16 protein-coding genes, 1 tRNA gene and 1 pseudogene are annotated in these 16,918 nt (G+C 37.6%); 2 read left to right on the forward strand and 16 right to left on the reverse strand.

Annotated elements, in window-relative coordinates; genetic code table 11:
• Positions 1 to 11: 11 nt before the first annotated feature.
• From eutS to AR328_RS22445, 7 genes and pseudogenes are all read right to left on the reverse strand, one after another.
• On the reverse strand, positions 12 to 353 hold the full coding sequence (gene eutS / locus AR328_RS01820; RefSeq protein WP_066288653.1) for an ethanolamine utilization microcompartment protein EutS: 342 nt from the start codon (positions 351 to 353) through the stop codon (positions 12 to 14).
• A 30-nt stretch (positions 354 to 383) separates the two neighbouring features.
• On the reverse strand, positions 384 to 1,643 hold the full coding sequence (gene eutH / locus AR328_RS01825) for an ethanolamine utilization protein EutH (RefSeq protein ID WP_066288658.1): 1,260 nt from the start codon (positions 1,641 to 1,643) through the stop codon (positions 384 to 386).
• Between the two features lie 220 nt (positions 1,644 to 1,863).
• Entirely contained in the window at positions 1,864 to 2,436 is a 573-nt protein-coding gene (locus AR328_RS01830; protein WP_066288662.1) for an ANTAR domain-containing response regulator, read from the reverse strand.
• Complete coding sequence (locus AR328_RS01835; RefSeq protein WP_066288666.1) at positions 2,433 to 3,857, reverse strand: sensor histidine kinase; 1,425 nt, start codon at positions 3,855 to 3,857, stop codon at positions 2,433 to 2,435. Before AR328_RS01835 ends, AR328_RS01830 begins: the two co-directional genes overlap by 4 nt.
• Before the next feature lie 138 nt (positions 3,858 to 3,995).
• Complete coding sequence (gene eutC, locus AR328_RS01840) at positions 3,996 to 4,865, reverse strand: ethanolamine ammonia-lyase subunit EutC (protein ID WP_066288675.1); 870 nt, start codon at positions 4,863 to 4,865, stop codon at positions 3,996 to 3,998.
• Between the two features lie 19 nt (positions 4,866 to 4,884).
• Positions 4,885 to 6,246: pseudogene (locus tag AR328_RS01845) on the reverse strand (ethanolamine ammonia-lyase subunit EutB).
• Between the two features lie 302 nt (positions 6,247 to 6,548).
• A tRNA-Sec gene (locus AR328_RS22445) sits at positions 6,549 to 6,645 on the reverse strand.
• Positions 6,646 to 6,786: 141 nt separating this feature from the next.
• Between AR328_RS22445 and AR328_RS01850 the strand changes: the two genes are divergently transcribed.
• Entirely contained in the window at positions 6,787 to 7,212 is a 426-nt protein-coding gene (locus AR328_RS01850) for a DUF2621 domain-containing protein (RefSeq protein ID WP_066288678.1), read from the forward strand.
• 82 nt (positions 7,213 to 7,294) lie between these two features.
• On the opposite strand, the gene AR328_RS01855 is transcribed toward AR328_RS01850, so the two are convergent.
• The 3 genes from AR328_RS01855 to AR328_RS01865 all read right to left on the reverse strand — a co-directional run bounded on the left by AR328_RS01855 (position 7,295) and on the right by AR328_RS01865 (position 9,183).
• Positions 7,295 to 7,762: a CcdC family protein gene (locus AR328_RS01855; RefSeq protein WP_066288682.1), complete on the reverse strand. Its 468-nt coding sequence runs from the start codon at positions 7,760 to 7,762 to the stop codon at positions 7,295 to 7,297.
• A gap of 146 nt (positions 7,763 to 7,908) precedes the next feature.
• Positions 7,909 to 8,268 (reverse strand): response regulator, encoded by a 360-nt coding sequence (locus AR328_RS01860; protein ID WP_066288685.1) that lies wholly within the window; start codon positions 8,266 to 8,268, stop codon positions 7,909 to 7,911.
• Positions 8,269 to 8,472: 204 nt separating this feature from the next.
• Positions 8,473 to 9,183 carry a cytochrome c biogenesis CcdA family protein gene (locus AR328_RS01865; protein ID WP_269433494.1) on the reverse strand — a complete coding sequence of 237 codons (711 nt, stop codon included), beginning with the start codon at positions 9,181 to 9,183 and terminating at the stop codon, positions 8,473 to 8,475.
• A 292-nt stretch (positions 9,184 to 9,475) separates the two neighbouring features.
• Here AR328_RS01865 and AR328_RS22065 point away from each other — a divergent pair, with 292 nt between their 5' ends.
• Positions 9,476 to 9,646, forward strand: coding sequence for an aspartyl-phosphate phosphatase Spo0E family protein (locus AR328_RS22065; RefSeq protein ID WP_082677099.1), 171 nt, complete (start codon positions 9,476 to 9,478; stop codon positions 9,644 to 9,646).
• Positions 9,647 to 9,812: 166 nt separating this feature from the next.
• Here AR328_RS22065 and AR328_RS01870 read toward each other — a convergent pair whose 3' ends face one another.
• The 6 genes from AR328_RS01870 to AR328_RS01895 form a co-directional block, all read right to left on the reverse strand.
• Positions 9,813 to 11,603 carry an ABC transporter ATP-binding protein gene (locus AR328_RS01870; RefSeq protein WP_066290129.1) on the reverse strand — a complete coding sequence of 597 codons (1,791 nt, stop codon included), beginning with the start codon at positions 11,601 to 11,603 and terminating at the stop codon, positions 9,813 to 9,815.
• Between the two features lie 4 nt (positions 11,604 to 11,607).
• Positions 11,608 to 13,356, reverse strand: coding sequence for an ABC transporter transmembrane domain-containing protein (locus AR328_RS01875; protein WP_066288693.1), 1,749 nt, complete (start codon positions 13,354 to 13,356; stop codon positions 11,608 to 11,610).
• 198 nt (positions 13,357 to 13,554) lie between these two features.
• Positions 13,555 to 13,767, reverse strand: coding sequence for a YneF family protein (locus AR328_RS01880; protein WP_066288694.1), 213 nt, complete (start codon positions 13,765 to 13,767; stop codon positions 13,555 to 13,557).
• Between the two features lie 87 nt (positions 13,768 to 13,854).
• Positions 13,855 to 14,292 (reverse strand): sporulation inhibitor of replication protein SirA, encoded by a 438-nt coding sequence (gene sirA / locus AR328_RS01885; protein WP_066288698.1) that lies wholly within the window; start codon positions 14,290 to 14,292, stop codon positions 13,855 to 13,857.
• Positions 14,293 to 14,473: 181 nt separating this feature from the next.
• Positions 14,474 to 16,474 (reverse strand): transketolase, encoded by a 2,001-nt coding sequence (gene tkt, locus AR328_RS01890; protein WP_066288702.1) that lies wholly within the window; start codon positions 16,472 to 16,474, stop codon positions 14,474 to 14,476.
• A 182-nt stretch (positions 16,475 to 16,656) separates the two neighbouring features.
• Positions 16,657 to 16,890, reverse strand: a complete 234-nt coding sequence (locus AR328_RS01895; protein WP_066288704.1) for a DUF896 domain-containing protein — start codon at positions 16,888 to 16,890, stop codon at positions 16,657 to 16,659.
• Positions 16,891 to 16,918 lie beyond the last annotated feature (28 nt).

The raw sequence follows: 16,918 nt of genomic DNA on the forward strand, positions 1-16,918 counted from the left end.
TACAGCCTCCGTTACGATTTTGTAATTTGCGATGGAGTAAACTTTAAAGTCTCGGATAAAAATCGGTTAATTTCTTCCATCGCCATTTCTACAGAAGAAACAGATCCAATAATGACCAAACTCCCAGTAAAGCGATCTAGAAAACCAATTTGAACATCGGCAGACTTTGTGGCAATATCCCCGGCGATAATAACGGTCTCACTTGGCGTCAATGTTAATATCCCCATTGCACCCGCATGCTGAATCCCTAATTTATCAAACATATCAGGGTCAGGATTTGCGATTAAATGACTTAATGTGACTTGTTTTCCCGGTACGAATTCTTGGATAAATCGTTTTTTTTCATCATTCATTACTTTGGACCTCCTAGGTGATTACCCCTGTTACATTGCTTTTTTAACATTTTCTTTCTTTGGTAAATACTCATCCTTACCAATAATTCCAGCCTCGCGATCCTTTTTCTCTAATTCAAGAGCTTTTGGTACAGATAACCAATAGGCTAATCCAATACCAATAATACCAGCAGATAATTTACCAACCATAATTGGAAGAATTAATGTTGGCTGGAAATTGGCAGTAAAGGATAAATGATCACCAAGAAGGAAGGCAGCACAAACTCCAAATGAAATATTAATAACTTTATCTTTCGGCGGCATTGTTTTGACAAGCTTAAACATAGCAAGGATATTAGCAATTGTAGCTACAATCCCAGCACTTCCTTCTTTACTTAGCCCTACTTTTCGTCCAATCGCTTCAAGTGGGCCTCCTGCATATTTCTGCAATAAATAGACCATTGGGAATGCCCCTGCTAACATAATCCCGATATAACCAGCCGTTTCTAAAGCACGGAATTGGTCATCTGCATCCGCCATGATCGGGTGGAAGCCCCAGCTTCCAAATACGTTGCTGAACAATCCAGTGAAAATTTCAACAATCGAAAATACAAGTACAAGCTTAATAGCAGCATCCATAATACGTCCAAACAACATAAAGCCTCTAATCATTAAGTCTGGAAGGAAATATAGTCCAAGCGCTATGGCTACAACAAATATAAGAAGCGGACTTAAGTTTAACAGAACTTTCCCATAACCTAAAGCAAATTGGTATTTCGCCTCTCCTGAAGTGGAGATGAAATCGCGAAATTTCGATCCAGAAATAGTAATAATAGTACTGGAAATAAGAGCACCAATTGGAATGGTCAAAACCCCAGACATTACTCCAAGCGCCATATACTTGTGATCACGCTTATCTAACATGGCAAGACCCATCGGAATGGAGAAAACAATCGTAGCACCCGCCATAAAACCGACAATCAGTGCCATAATCCAACCTTCCTGGGTTTGCTTTAACACTTCCGCTAATTGATATCCACCCATATCACTTGCTAAAATGGAAGTAGCCGCAATGGCTGGATCTGCACCAATTGCTCTAAAAAACGGTCCACACACTTTGTCAATAAACCAAGATAAATACGGAATGGAAGCCATGATTCCCGCAGCTGGAACGAAAATGTGACCCACAGCGTGGAGACCTTCCATAAATTGTTTCCCTAATCCATCATCACTATTTCGAATAGCTGCAATTGCCCCCATCACAGCACAAGCCATGATTATGTAGATAACGATATTTCCAATCATCTCCATATAATTCCCCTCCTTGAAAAAGTTTAATAATATATAAAACAGGAAAATGTTTGCGTCATTCATGTGAAAGAAAATAACTAATCCAGGCATAGACAAGAATAAAATTCAAATAATAGCCTTCATTTTCTGATAGACCTGGAAAAGGCAAAAAGGTGCCGTACGGTTCAAAAAATAGGAACCGCAGAGCACCTTTGCTCGATCTATTCACTTGTGAAAGAAATTACGCATTGTACTTAAGTATGATTTGCTTCGCAACATTTTCCAGCGTTACCTGCTTATTCATGCTAATTTTCCTCATCTTTCTGAAAGCTAATTCTTCAGATAAATCGAATTTCTGCATGATGATACCTTTAGCTTTTTCAACGATTTTTCTTTCTTCCAGCTGTTTATTCATGTTCTCTACTTGTTCTCGATATCCATTTGCATTTTCGGCTTGCCTTAATGCAATCTCGACAGCTGGAATTAAATTTGCTTCGCTTATAGGCTTAACTAAGTACCCCATAATATTAGCTTGCTTCGCTTTATCAATATATTCCCTTTGACTATATGCCGTCAAAAGAAGAATGGGAATATTTGTTCTCTTCGAAATGATCTCACTTGCCTTCAACCCATTAAGTTTCGGCATTTTAATATCCATGATGATTAAATCCGGCTTTAAAGAAAAGGCCTTTTCAATCGCGGATTCTCCATCCCCTGCTTGAGCAATTACTTCATAACCTGCATCTTCCAGCATCATCACCACATCCAAGCGGACAATTGACTCATCTTCTACGACCATGATTCTCTTTTTCACGAATAAACCACCTCCCTTTCCAAAGGGAATTTGACTGTGGCAATCGTACCAGGGTCGGCACGTTCTATCGTAAAACAACCATTTAAATCATGTTCAATCATCATCTTTACAATGTCCAAACCTAGTGATGACTTTGCCTCTGGAGAATACCCGTCACCATTGTCAATTACCTGAACCTCAATATTATCGTCCTTTTGTTTAAATAAGACTTCAATCCTGCCGTCATGGTTAGTATTAAAAGCATGTTTCACACAGTTTTGTATCAATTCATTAATAACTAATGCTACTGAAACAGCTTTATTAGAGTGTATTAGAAGCCTTGGTCCTGAATAAGTGATGTTAATTCCCCGATATTCAGGCCCCGCTTCAGATACTAACATATTGCCAATTTTCTCTATTAAACTATAAATATCAATCTCATCGACACTGGAGTTGGAAAGAATGATCTCATAAACTGACGCAATACTGGAAATACGATTCAAGCTTTCCTCAAAATGGACTTTGCTTTCCTCTGGCAATCCTCTTCGCATTTGAAGTCGTAACAGGCTTGCAACGGTTTGCAGATTATTTTTTACCCGATGGTGGATTTCACGAATTGCCACTGACTTTACAGTAAGTTCTCTTTCCTTTTCCCTAAGTTCCGTAATATTCTTAAAGATCACAAAGGTTCCATTGGACTTATCTTGGTGACCAAGTTTAATTTTCTTTACTTGAAAAACCTTGTTTAATATCGTCACTTCCTGGACTAATAGTTCATCAAGGGATTCAAGAATATCTTCTATATCAGGAAAATACTGTACTAGCAAATTCTCGGAACAACTTTCACCAATTTCCTGAATAAGATTGGTTGCTGAAGGATTCGAATAGAGTATCTTCCCATTCTGGTCAATAAAGAATAAGGATTCTTCTATCACCTCAGGAATAATCGGCCGATTCTCTGTCATGCCAATGAGAATTTCGCTTAACGTTTCAGTCGCTTCTGATAACGCTTCCATTTTTTGCTGATATTTCACCTGTTCACTTATATCCTTTTCCATAATTAATGTACCAATTACACGATTATTGCAGCCGTTTATTGGAACCACACTTTGGTCCACCGTTTTGCCTTCTTGGGTTAATGCACGATTAAGAAAGATAGGCTTGCCTGTTCTTAATGTAAAAAATACCGAAGGCTCAAATGCTTCATAGGCGAATTTACCTACAACCGGCTTCTTATAGACTGATTTAGTAGTAGTGGGTACAGCCTCAGCGACAACAATTGCATGATTGCCTTCTTTCGTAGGGCAATCCACAAAAACATTTGCTTTGTTTAAGTCAGCGATCAATGGCAAATTAACTACTACTTCTTCAATTCTTTTGACATCATCACTAGATAGATTCGTATGAAGACGACACAATTCTTCAACAGTTAGGTTTTTCATATAAACATCTCTCCTACAGTATAGAAAGAAAGAATACATGAATTATTATAGTGCTTATTGAGTATTAATGTCAATATTATGGACATTTTCTGAATTTTATGGAAAAGGATAGATTTTTTAATACTATGAAATCCTTACTTACTTTAATTGAGCAAATTTTACCCCGCTAGCTTTATGTTTTAATACATTCACTAGTAAATCAGCCAAATAAGCGCCTGCTTCAACAGGGGGAATTCCACCATCATGGATGTTGGATATCACTGTTCTGTCTGCTTCTACCGTATCCTGATTTGGGCGGTAAATTAAATAGGCACTTATACTTTTTGATGTTGCAAGTCCAGGACGTTCTCCAATTAACGATATAACTACATCACAATTGACAATAGAAGCTATCTCATCTTGAATCCAGACTCGGCTCCGTTTTATAAAAATTGGTTCTCCAATCGAAATGTTCTTCACCTTCAAACCTTGGATAAGTGCTGGGAGCAAATCTGGGACATTCGCTTCAATACCTGTAGAGCTTAGTCCATCCGAAACAATAATTTGTACCTGCTTGTTTTTAGCAAGATTCGCTTCAGCCCAATCATTTGATGCTTGATCAAGTCTTCTGCCGCTGTCTAAATTCATTAAATAATCATCCATTGACTCTGACCTGGACTGGAGGACTGGGAGCTTCATTTCTTTTAAAAACTCCTCTGAAACACCTTTAAAAACAGCGTCTTGAGCTGCGGCATGATCAATTCGGAAATCAAGGTATTCCTTTGTCGTCATACGTGTTCCTGTCCGGCCAATACCAATCCTTGCCGGTGTAATTGCTCGAACCTTTTCGATGGCTTCACGGTCCAACGGGGATTCTACTCTTACCACTTTTTCTTTTTCAAAAACAATATCCCTGACAATTTGATCTACACTATCCAATTCGATTTTCTTATCTTCTTTAACCTTGTTCGTTTGTTCCACTTTCTCCAATTCTGCCATTACTTGTTTAACAATCGCCTGAATGTCCATTTAGTGAACTCCTCCTTTCTTATTTAAAAATCGATAAATCTCCTGCGCGGTCAGTTAGGCGACCATTTTCCATAATCCCGATTTTCTCCAGCCAAATTTCAAATTCTCGTAATGGGCGCAGGCCAAGCATTTCTCTTAAACTAGCATCATCATGGTAGCTCGTATCTTGATAGCTAAGCATGACATCATCTCCTCCTGGTACACCCATGTAAAAATTCGCCCCAGCAAGTGCGGTCAACATTCCCCCAATTTCCTGATCGTTTTGGTCTGCTTGCATATGGTTTGTATAGGTTGGAGCAATTCCCATTGGAAGTCCATGTAATTTCCCCATAAAGAGATCCTCAAGGTCAGCGCGAATCAATTGTTTGCCATCGTATAGTGTTTCAGGCCCAATGAATCCTGATACATTATTAACCATGAACGGCTTCCAATGGCGCGCATAGCCATATGTTCGTGCTTCGAGTGTCTGCATATCAACGCCAAGATGGGCATCAAGTGATACTTCTGATCCTTGTCCAGTCTCAAAGTACAACTGATTGGGACCTGTAGATGTACCGTATTTGGCCATCATCTCTGATGCTTCATCCAATAATGCTTTTGAAATACCGAAATCATTATTAGCTGCCTGAGTCCCAGCAAGACTTTGGAACATTAGAGCTATCGGTGCCCCTTTTTTCAATGCTTGCATCTGTGTGGTAATATGCGCAAGGACACAATTTTGCGTTGGGATTTCCCATTTTTGGATGAAGTCATGGGTCATGTGTAATATTCTTGACACAGATTCAACCGAATCATTATTCGGATTAACACCAATAACCGCATCCCCAGAACCGTAAGACAATCCCTCTTTAAGTGAAGCTAATATTCCTTCTGGATTATCAATTGGGTGATTGGGCTGACAGCGGAATGCTAACCGTCCCTTTTCACCAATTGTTGTATTACAATGTGCTATCGGTCTTATTTTTTGGGAAGCTACTACTAAATCAATACTCGACATAAGTTTGGCCACACCGGAAATCATCTCACTTGTTAAACCCTTGCTAATACGAAATAAATCAGATGTGTGCGTCTTGTGGGATAAAATATAATCCCTCAATTCTCCAACTGACCAATTCGATATTTCTTTTTAAATAAATTGATTGAGACCATCATAGATAATTCTGGTCACTTCATCCGCTTCGTAAGGAATCACTGGATTTTCATAAATCTCTTTTAAAGTAAGTTCACTTAGCACGACCTTTGCAGCCATTCGTTCCAAATAAGATTGAGCCGCGATTCCCGCCATCTTATCCCCAGACTTTTCCTCACTTGCTTTTGCTAAAATCTCCTTAACCGAATTGAATTGGAATCTTTGATTCTTAATAGTACATGCAAACATAATATCTCCCCCCTAGTCATGCAGAGCCCTTCTTAGTAATACTAAATCGAATCTAATGGAACCGTTTTCACAGGAAGGGACTCTTTAAAACAAAAAGAAGCCTTAAAAGTTAACCATAGCCGGTTAACTTTTAAGGCTTCTTCACCTAGTTTTTTCACTTATATAAATTATAGCAAGAAGTTGTTTAAAAAGATAGACTATTTTGTGTATGAGATTTCGATTAGAGTACAACTTCCCAAATATATAAATAGGTTGGCTTTATTCGGTTAAGGTAAATCATCTCTATCAAACAATGTAAATTAACTTGGCGGGACTGCCTGGGAATCGAACCCAGCTGACCACGCACGGTGGTCACAGATAGTTTTGAAGACTACGGAGGACACCAGTACCCCAATCAGCCCCAGTATTGGACATGTTCATTATAGTATTTTAAAATATTTTGAGCAAGGAAATAATCTGTATATTATATTGATCACTTAACTTGTAAGCAATCTGACAAGCGATTATAATAAAATGAGTATAATTATTTGAAGGTGAGTATAAATGCTTAGTGGATGGTTTTTGTGGTTTATTCTGTTCTGGGTTGTAGTTCTGACAGGTTCTTTTGCCATTGGCGGCTTCTTTATGTTTCGGAAATTCCTGAAAAAGATGCCTAAGGAAGACGGAAAATCGGATATGGATTGGGAAGAATATTATGTGAATGAATCTAGGCATCTTTGGAATCAAGAAGGAAAAAACTTGCTTGAAGATCTTGTGAGTCCTGTACCCGAACTTTTCCGTGATGTAGCAAGGCAAAAAATTGCAGGAAAAATAGGTGAACTTGCGATAAAGGAAAGGGTTTCTTCAATCAATGAGGATTTAATAATAAGAGGATATATTGTTGCAACACCAAAACGTGATCATAAATTTTTAAGAAAAAGATTAGTTGAAAAAGAAATAAATATGACTCCGTACGAGCATTTATTTTAACCATTCTCAAAGGGAATGGTTTTAATAATACAAAAGCCACAGATTTTCACGAATCTGCGGCCTTTATATTTTTATTTTCAATTTATAAACTTAATTTACGCTGCAATTTACGAAAGTCCAAATACATCGCAACTCTCCACGGAACGATCATCCCAAACGCTAGTATCCAGAACATACCGCTTAGCTCCCCAAGGTCGATGGAAGAACTCAAAACCAATTTACCAGCAATTCTAAGTGTGAGTAAACCAATTAAGATAAAGACAAATGCCTTTGACCGCTTTAAATATATTTGATTTTCCCTTATTTCAAATTTAGAGGTTTTTATTAGCAGGATAGAAAATAACATCCCTACTAAAGTAGCTTCTAAGATTTCAAGGGGAGTTACTCTAAAATACGGAAAAATAAACATAAGGGCACCAGTGCTCATGAAAATAGGCGGCAAAATTATTTTTTTGGCTGAAGCTGGTTTTTTAGCTGCCTTCATACGGAGAAACATGGCAAATATCGCCATGCCAATGGCGCCAATTGATGAAACAATGACCATATCCATAGTTTTACATCCCTTACATATTGGTGATTTCTTATTTTATTATATCGTAATTCTTTATTAGAAGGAATGAAAAGACATCAAAACTGCCTCTGTTTAATCCGAACTCGTCTAGATCGGATTAAACAGAGGCAGCAAGTGCTTACGGGTTAACTTAAGACTCTACTTACGGCCTCTAGAACACGACCTTCATCAAACGGCTTTACAATAAAATCCTTTGCACCTAATTCGATCGCCTCTACAACCATCTTTTGTTGTCCCATTGCAGAACACATGATAACTTTTGCACTTGGGTATTGCTTTTTAATTTCCTTCACAGCATCAAGTCCGCTCATTTCAGGCATTGTAATATCCATCGTAACTAAATCTGGTAATAAATCCTCATATAGTTGAACCGCTTCTTTGCCGTTTTCCCCTTCGCCAACAATCTCATGGTTCGCTTTTTTTAAAATCGTGGATAATGTTATCCTCATAAACTTTGCATCATCAACAATTAGTATTCTTGCCATCGCTGTTTCCCCCTCGACAACTACATTAGGAAGTTTTATCTAATAATTTCTGCTATATATTTGGATTTATGAACTCTATTAGATTTCATTTAAGCTAGATTATTTTTATTCTAAGAAAGAACATACTATAAAATATATCTAAAATTGTGTGAAATTTCAATTTAAAGAGACCGACAAATTTCGCCCGTCATTAAAAGTTTTTGGTTAAAAACCAGTAAATCCTCCGAATAATGGTGATAGTATGGCAATGATTTTCGTCATCCAGTCAAAAAACAAGACAATACCCATTACCATCATAATGTAACCGCCTACTTTTACAATAAAGAGACTGTTCTTTCTAATCCACTTAAGCTTCCCAATAAAGAAAGATAGGACAAAAAATGGAACAGCAAAACCGAGAATATAGGCAAACATATAAATCATAGCTGAATTAGGATTTGAAACCGCAAGTGAGAAAACGGCACCAAGTATTGGACCCGTGCATGGAGTCCAGCCTGCAGCAAATGCCATTCCAATTAATATTGACCCTAATAGTCCTGAAGGGCGGTTTTTAAACTCAAATCTTCTTTCCTTCATTAAAAACTCCGGTTTAAGAAAACCGACAACCATTAAACCAAAGAAGAAGATAAAGATGGCGCCAATTTGTCTGATCAAATCTTGATAATCCGTAAAGAAAGTTCCAACAAATGAAGTACTGAAACCAATCGCTATAAAAATAAGCGAAAATCCGATTAAGAAAAACAATGTATGCAACATGCTTCGCCTTTGGAGCATGGCATTTTCTTCTTTAAGTTCACCAACAGACATACCTGTTATGTAAGATAAAAAAGCTGGATACAAGGGCAAGCAGCATGGTGAAATAAAGCTTAAAAATCCGGCTCCTAACGCAATGAACACATTTAAATCAGCCATCATAACATCTCCTGTTCAAAACGATTCATTATTCATTCTAACAAATGTTAGTAGGAAATGATAATGATTAGATTTGAACAATTTGTGTCTCTCTTCTAAAATTCTCTATAAAAAGATAAAATAATTTATTTATTACAGAACTTTCTTTTGAATTTATTCCCAAAATTAGCTATACTATAGCATATGTTAACAAAATTTGTTTTAATCTATCATGTTTTTACATTTCTAGAAACAACAAGTTCGTTGGAAATGCTGTTTCTCTTCTCCTTATAACGATCTGAAAGGATAACTGGATGTGTCTAACAAAGATTTACTCAATTTAATTGAACAGAAAAGACTTGAACTGATACAAGTGGCGATGAAAAACGGCTTAGCTTCATCCACGGCCATCAGATATAGCCAAGAACTTGATCTTTTGCTGAACGAGTATCACAGAAATTATAGTAAAAAAATACCCACACATTAAAATAACCAGCTAGGTAAACATACCTGAGCTGGATTTTCTTTTTTTGTATAAAAACTAAATTGCCGTTGGATTTATTGAACAAGCCTTGATGTACGGAGTAATCACCAGCGCAGAGAAATGAAGCCAACGACATTTAATTCTAGATTGGGAGCAGACGCTCAAGGACTTAAACGACATCTCCCACTTTTTCTCCTGAACTGTTTTGCAATAAATACATTTTATGATATAAACCTTGTTTTGCTAGAAGCTCTTGATGGTTTCCTCTTTCGACAATTTCACCTTGATGGAGAACGAGGATTAACTCAGCATCTTGGATCGTTGACAGACGATGGGCAATAGCAATTGTCGTTCTCCCTTTTCGCATTTTCTCTAATGCAAACTGTATCGCTTCTTCTGTTTCTGTATCAATATTAGCGGTTGCTTCATCTAATACAAGTATTTTTGGGTTTGCGGCAATCGTTCTAGCAAATGCGATTAGCTGTCTTTGTCCACTTGAGAAGGTAGACCCTCTTTCTACTACCTGATGATTATAGCCATCCTCTAATTTTTCAATGAAAGCATGAGCCTGAACAAATTGGGCTGCATCCTCAATTTCTTGATCACTTAGTTCATGGTTATGAAGACGAATATTATCTTTTATCGTACCGAAAAAAAGGAATGGATCCTGAAGAACTAATCCCATTCTAATCCTTAGCTCTTCCTTGCTATAGGATTTGATTGACTCTCCATCAATCAAAATCTCCCCTCTTTCAAATTCATAGAAACGCATCATGAGATTAATGATTGAGCTCTTTCCACTTCCGGTGTGCCCTATTAAGGCAACCGTTTCTCCTGGTTTAGCTGTAAAGGAGATATTCTTCAAAACGTCTCTCTTTCCATCATAAGAAAAGCTTACATTGCGGAATTCAATTTCCCCATCCAAGATTTTCTTATTCGCATCCCCCTGCTGTTCAGGGGCAAGCTCTGTTTCATCAACAAGCATAAATACTCTCGATGCAGCGACAATAGCCTGCTGGTACATAGAAAGTCTCATCATCATTTGATTAACAGGCTCAAAGAAACGATCTAAATAACTAATAAATGCATAGATAACTCCGATTTCGATTGGGCTGTTGAATGAAGTGATGCCGAAAAAGCTTAATATCATGATCAATGCAAAAACATAGACTAAATCAATAGCTGGCCGTAATAACAGACTATCAATTTTAATATTTTTCATCCCTGCTTGATAGTGCTTTTCATTAATGTTTCCAAATTCCTCTCTAAGCCGTTTTTCTTGGCGGAAAACTTGAATGATCGACATGCCTTGCAATGATTCACTTAATTTCGCATTAAGCTCGCTCAGTCTCTCCCTCATATCCTGATAAAAAATGGAGCTATATTTTCTATAAGTCTGCATGATATAGAATAGAACTGGCAGGATTATTAAACAAAATAGAGCAAGTTTCACATTTAAGACAAACATGGCAATGAAAATACCGACTAAAAGGAATGCCCCTTGAATGAACGTTACGATCACACTCACAAACATATCCTTTATTGCTTCTGTATCATTGGTTACCCTTGAGACGATACTTCCAGCAGGTGTTTTATCGAAATACTTTAGACCAAGCTTCTGAACCTTAGTAAAAACGTCTACACGAAGCTGTTGAATGATCTTTAAGGCAATTTCCTGAAATTTCAGCAATTGAAAATAAGAGACAAGCACATTCATAATTTGAATCCCCATAAAGGCTGCCCCTAATACAAATATAGGTTCAAATGCTAAATTTCGCGGTCCTAAATGGTCATCAATGAAAATTTTAATCAATATTGGTCCTAGAATATCGCCAATTGTTGTGATTAGTAGCAAACTAAAGGCTAGGACCATTGTTTTCATATGGGGCTTTGTGTAGGACAGAAGACGAAAAAGTATCTTCCTCTGTTCCTTTCCTTCTATTCCCTTTGTTTTTTCCATCATCCTAACCCCCCTGCTCTACCAATTCTTCTAGCTGCTGTTGTAAATACATCTCTTTATACCAGCCGTTCTCGTTCATTAACTGCTCATGAGTGCCCCGTTGGACAATTTCCCCATTGTCAAGAACAATTATAAGATTTGCATGCTGAATGGCACTTAAACGATGGGCAGTAATTATCGTTGTCTTCCCTTTACGTTCTTGTCTTAAGGCAGATAAAATCGCTTCCTCCGTTTTGGCATCAACAGCCGACAATGAATCATCCAGTATCAATACCTCAGGCTGCATTAATAACGCCCGAGCAATGGAGATGCGCTGTTTTTGCCCGCCAGAAAGAGATACTCCACGTTCACCGACAACTGTATTATAGCTATCTGAAAACTGTAAAATGTCGTCATGAATATTTGCTAGCCTTGCAGCAGCATAAATCTCTTCTATATCTGCATGCGGCTTTGTAAAAGCAATATTTTCAGCAATGGTTGCCGAAAATAAAAAATGATCCTGTGGTACATAACCAATGGCTTCTCTTAGCTTTTCAATTTGAAAATGATTTAATGGGTTTCCGGCAAACATAATAGTGCCTTCATACCCTTCAAATTCACGAATCAATAATTTTAACAGAGTTGTTTTCCCCGCACCTGTTCTACCGACAACCCCTAACGTTTCTCCTCTATTCAGAGTAAAATGGATGTCCTTCAATAAAGGCATTTTATCTTCCGGATATGTAAAAGTAGAAAGGTTAAATTCAATATCCCCACTTGGAACCGTTTCTAGAGCGTCAGGAAGATCATAAATATCAACCTTTTCCGATAGGAGTGAGGTAACGCGATCATTTGAGGCACGCCCTCTTTCAACAATATTAAAGAGCCAGCCAAATGCCAGCATTGGCCAAATAAGCAGTCCCAAATAGGTCGTAAACGAGACTAACTCTCCTATAGTCATCTCTCCATTAAGAACATATTTTGCACCAAAGGCAATAGACAGGAAAAAGGAAATGCCTACTATTATTGAGATGGTCGGATCGAATAATGAATCGATTCTAGCAACTGAGACGTTCTTTTGAACGACATCTTCAGATTGCTTCTTAAAATCCTCAATGTCTTCTTTCTCTTGGCCAAATGTTTTAATCACTTTAATCCCTGTAACACTTTCCTGTGTTTTATCATTTAAAGCTGAAAATGCTTCCTGTGCCTTATGAAAGCGCTTATGAAGCATCGTTCCGTACCAGCTCGTTAAAATCGCCATGAGGGGCATCGGAATTAAGCTGATTAAAGTAAGTTTCCAGCTAATTGTTGCTGCCATGGCAATAATTACAAATCCTCCAGTTGCCAATGAATCCACAAGTGTCAATACACCTACTCCGGCCGTTTGCTGAATAGCTTGAAGATCATTTGTTGCGTGTGCCATCAAATCACCGACCCGCTTCTTTTGATAGAAGGATTGGGACATATTTGTGAAATGATGATAGAGTCTATTCCTTAATAGTTTCGATAGTTTAACAGCTGAGCCAAAAATCATGATACGCCAATAATATCGTAAAATGTACATGAGAAGGGCTGAACCTATTAACGCACCTAATAATTGAATGAGGTTGTTCCAAGTTAAAGTTTGATCCTTAATATGATCAACAAAAATACCTATCACTTTAGGAGGAACAAGCTGCAGCAAAGCTACAAGCAATAACATTAGGATTCCTATTAAATAAGCTTTTTTCTCTTGTTTAAAAAACCACATTAAATCTAAGAACACTCTCATCTCTTTAGTCCTCCAGGATTGAAAAAACTGAATCTAGGTTGTACCTGTCAAAAGGCATCCAGTGAAAGAAAATAATTGCCTTTTGAGCTTGATGCTTTAGCTTAAATAGTGTATCAAATATTACAAAAAATAGGAAGATTTATATAATGTGAATTTTAGTACATAAAAAAGCACCCATTACTGAGTGCCCGTCCACCATTATTTTGTTTGTTTATTCATGGCTGCCATCATTTGATTAATTTTCTTTTGCGATGGCTTTTGTCCCATCTGCATCATCATCATTTTTAACATTTGTTCATTAATTGGCGGATTTTTCTTTAAATAGCTCATCATATATTTTCGAGCAATGAAAAATCCTAGTGCTACGCCAGCAAGAAGTGCCAGAATACCAACTAGAATATAAGTCCACATTCAAATTTCCTCCTTCATGTTGTCTACAATACAGTGTACTAAACCAAAGGCTATTATACAATATTTGCTTTACGATTTTATCATATTTTAAACTAATTTTCTTTCCTTAATTGGTTTTAGCCAACCGTAACGATGATGTTCGATATCAATTGCCAGAAAAGATGACTCGCTTTTTCTAAGCACCTCAAAAAAGATTGTCTCCGCATCATAATTCCCACTTGCTTCTAATACTAAACAGCGGTCTTTTATCTCTAGTTTGGCACTGCTTCTTTTTCCCATTTCTATATAATATAACCCTTTATTAGTTAAAAAATCTTTATTTCGATACATCTGCTGGTTAATATATTGATGAAGTTTTAATCCCGGTATCGGCTTTGTTATAAATTGAATTTGTTTAGCCAGTATGGATTCCATAGTACCAGCCGCGTGCTCGAATTCTTGAAATAACTGAAAAAACATTCTCTCCCTGCCAAAATAATGGGAGGCAAATTCATCTTCAATTAAATATAACTGATAGGATCTCATCCAAACCTCTCCTTCCGGGACAACCCACTTTCCTCTCATTATAATCATATTGTTTTGAACATTGTGTCTTAAATCGTCAAAAACATCCTCTTATTTTGTCGAAACAAAGAAATTTTAGAAAATAACAGCTTTTAATGACAAAAAAGAAGAGCAGCTAGTGCTCTTCCTCATCGTATAAATTCTAGAATAATGATTTAACACGCGCCACAACATTTTCAACCGTGAAACCATATTCTGCCATGATTTTTTCACCCGGAGCAGATGCACCAAATTGATCAATGCAAAGGACATCTCCTTCATCTCCAGCATAGCGGTGCCAGCCAAGAGAAGCGCCCATTTCAATCGCTAATCTTCTCTTCACATCTTTAGGAATTACACTTTCCTTGTATTCCTTCGATTGAGCTTCAAAACGATCCCATGAAGGCATACTGATAACTGCTGCTGAAATACCTTCTGATTCTAAAGCTTTCTGGGCTTCAACTGCTAAGCTTACCTCTGATCCAGAAGCAATTAATAAGGCATCAGCTTTATCTTTGCTCGCAGGTGATACGACATATGCCCCTTTTGAAACGCCATCATATGCTGCTTCTTTTGTACCTTTTAATGTTGGCAGATCTTGTCTCGTTAAGACGAGGGCTGTTGGCTTATCAGTTGATTCCACCGCTAATTTCCAAGCTGCAGCTGTTTCATTTCCATCAGCAGGACGAACAACAGATAGGTTAGGCATTGCACGCAATGCTGCTAATTGTTCTATTGGCTCATGTGTTGGTCCATCCTCACCAACAGCAATGCTATCATGTGTAAATACATACGTAACAGGCAGCTTCATTAAGGCAGCTAGACGAATAGCCGGACGAAGGTAATCAGAGAATACAAAGAAGGTACCTCCAAATACTTTTAATCCTCCATGTAAAGCCATTCCATTTAAAGCAGCTCCCATTGCAAATTCACGAACTCCAAACCAAATGTTTTTTCCATCAAAAGTCTCTGGTGTAAAGTCTCCTGCCCCTTTAATCATTGTCTTATTTGAACCTGCAAGGTCAGCAGATCCTCCGATAAAGGAAGGAAGGTTTTTGGCAATAGCATTCAATGCCTCGCCAGATGACGAACGGCTCGCAATGCTTTTTCCTTCTTCATAAGCAGGTATTTCGTTTGCCCAACCTTGTTTAAGCTCGCTTTTAATGGCCAGGTCTAGCTCATTTGCAAGCTCAGGAAACTCATTTCTGTATTGAGCGAATAGGTCATTCCATTCTTGCTCCTTCTTAGCTCCTTGTTCTGCGACAAGCTTTCTGAAATGCTCATACACTTCTTCAGGAACGTAGAAGTCTTCTTCAAATGTCCATTTATAAGCTTCCTTCGTTAACTTTAATTCATCAGCACCAAGAGGAGCTCCATGAACATCAGATTTACCAGATTTATTTGGTGATCCATAGCCAATGACTGTTCTTACTTCAATAAGTGTTGGGTGGTTAACATCTTGTTTCGCTTCTTCTATTGCGTTTGCAATGTCAGTTAGATCGTTCCCATCTTCTACTCTTAAGTATTGCCAGCCATAGGATTTAAATCTCTGTTCAACACTTTCAGAGAACGACTTATTTAAGTCGCCATCAAGGGAAATATCATTCGAGTCGTAAAGCACTATTAATCTTCCAAGGTTAAGATGGCCAGCAAGAGAAGCTGCTTCTGCAGAAACACCTTCCATTAGATCTCCATCTCCACAAATGCTGTATGTATAATGATCAACTAGGTTATATTGATCTTTGTTATAGACTGCTGCTAAATGGCGCTCAGCCATTGCCATTCCAACTGACATTGCTATTCCTTGCCCAAGAGGACCTGTAGTTGCATCTACTCCAGGCGTATGACCAAACTCAGGATGTCCTGGGGTTTTGCTTCCCCATTGCCTAAAGTTTTTAATATCCTCCATTGATACATCATATCCCGAAAGATGAAGAAGGCTATATAGAAGCATAGAACCGTGGCCAGCTGAAAGAACAAAACGGTCACGATTAAACCACTGAGGATTTTTAGGATTATGATTCATAAATTGAGTCCAAAGTGTATAGGCCATTGGCGCTGCACCCATTGGCATTCCCGGGTGACCTGATTTTGCTTTTTCAATTGCATCAATAGATAAAGTACGAATAGAACTTATGGATAAAGCATCGTTTTGATCAAACATGTGAGACATCCCTTCTGCGAATAATTATTACTCTTCTAATATTAAAGATAGCGCCCTTCTAATACAACAAAATGTATAAATAATAATTAAAATTCTATTATTTATTATTTTGCCTTAAAAAGTTATGTATATGTAAGGAAGGAAACATTTGCTTTATTCCTTCCATTCATGTTTCTAATTTATTAATGCAGCGGATCTTTGTTTTGAATCTTTTTAAGCTTTTCAGGGGTAACATCATTTCCTTTAGGGTCAACAATGGTAACACCTTTAAGCGTAGTAAGCATAGATGAGCGGAAGGTCTCTAAATATTCTTTGCGAAGAGCAGACTGTTCCTTCGCCTCGGCTTCATTTAATCCTACTTTCTTTGCCTTGTTTGCAAGAGCATTAATTCGATTTAGTTTATCTTTTGGCAGCATAGTTAAGCTCCTTTATTTTTCATTGAAT

Source organism: Bacillus sp. FJAT-29937 (assembly GCF_001509555.1).
GTDB lineage: Bacteria > Bacillota > Bacilli > Bacillales > Cytobacillaceae > Cytobacillus.

Excerpts from the sequence above, each read along its gene's own strand:
- AR328_RS01895 (WP_066288704.1), bottom strand. The coding sequence starts at position 16,890 with ATGCTGCCAAAAGATAAACTAAATCGAATTAATGCTCTTGCAAACAAG.
- eutS (WP_066288653.1), bottom strand. The coding sequence starts at position 353 with ATGAATGATGAAAAAAAACGATTTATCCAAGAATTCGTACCGGGAAAA.
- sirA (WP_066288698.1), bottom strand. The coding sequence starts at position 14,292 with ATGAGATCCTATCAGTTATATTTAATTGAAGATGAATTTGCCTCCCAT.
- eutH (WP_066288658.1), bottom strand. The coding sequence starts at position 1,643 with ATGGAGATGATTGGAAATATCGTTATCTACATAATCATGGCTTGTGCT.
- AR328_RS01855 (WP_066288682.1), bottom strand. The coding sequence starts at position 7,762 with ATGGATATGGTCATTGTTTCATCAATTGGCGCCATTGGCATGGCGATA.
- AR328_RS01880 (WP_066288694.1), bottom strand. The coding sequence starts at position 13,767 with ATGTGGACTTATATTCTAGTTGGTATTCTGGCACTTCTTGCTGGCGTA.
- AR328_RS01850 (WP_066288678.1), top strand. The coding sequence starts at position 6,787 with ATGCTTAGTGGATGGTTTTTGTGGTTTATTCTGTTCTGGGTTGTAGTT.
- AR328_RS01870 (WP_066290129.1), bottom strand. The coding sequence starts at position 11,603 with ATGGAAAAAACAAAGGGAATAGAAGGAAAGGAACAGAGGAAGATACTT.
- AR328_RS01865 (WP_269433494.1), bottom strand. The coding sequence starts at position 9,183 with ATGATGGCTGATTTAAATGTGTTCATTGCGTTAGGAGCCGGATTTTTA.
- AR328_RS01875 (WP_066288693.1), bottom strand. The coding sequence starts at position 13,356 with ATGAGAGTGTTCTTAGATTTAATGTGGTTTTTTAAACAAGAGAAAAAA.
- eutC (WP_066288675.1), bottom strand. The coding sequence starts at position 4,865 with ATGGACATTCAGGCGATTGTTAAACAAGTAATGGCAGAATTGGAGAAA.
- tkt (WP_066288702.1), bottom strand. The coding sequence starts at position 16,474 with ATGTTTGATCAAAACGATGCTTTATCCATAAGTTCTATTCGTACTTTA.
- AR328_RS01835 (WP_066288666.1), bottom strand. The coding sequence starts at position 3,857 with ATGAAAAACCTAACTGTTGAAGAATTGTGTCGTCTTCATACGAATCTA.
- AR328_RS01860 (WP_066288685.1), bottom strand. The coding sequence starts at position 8,268 with ATGGCAAGAATACTAATTGTTGATGATGCAAAGTTTATGAGGATAACA.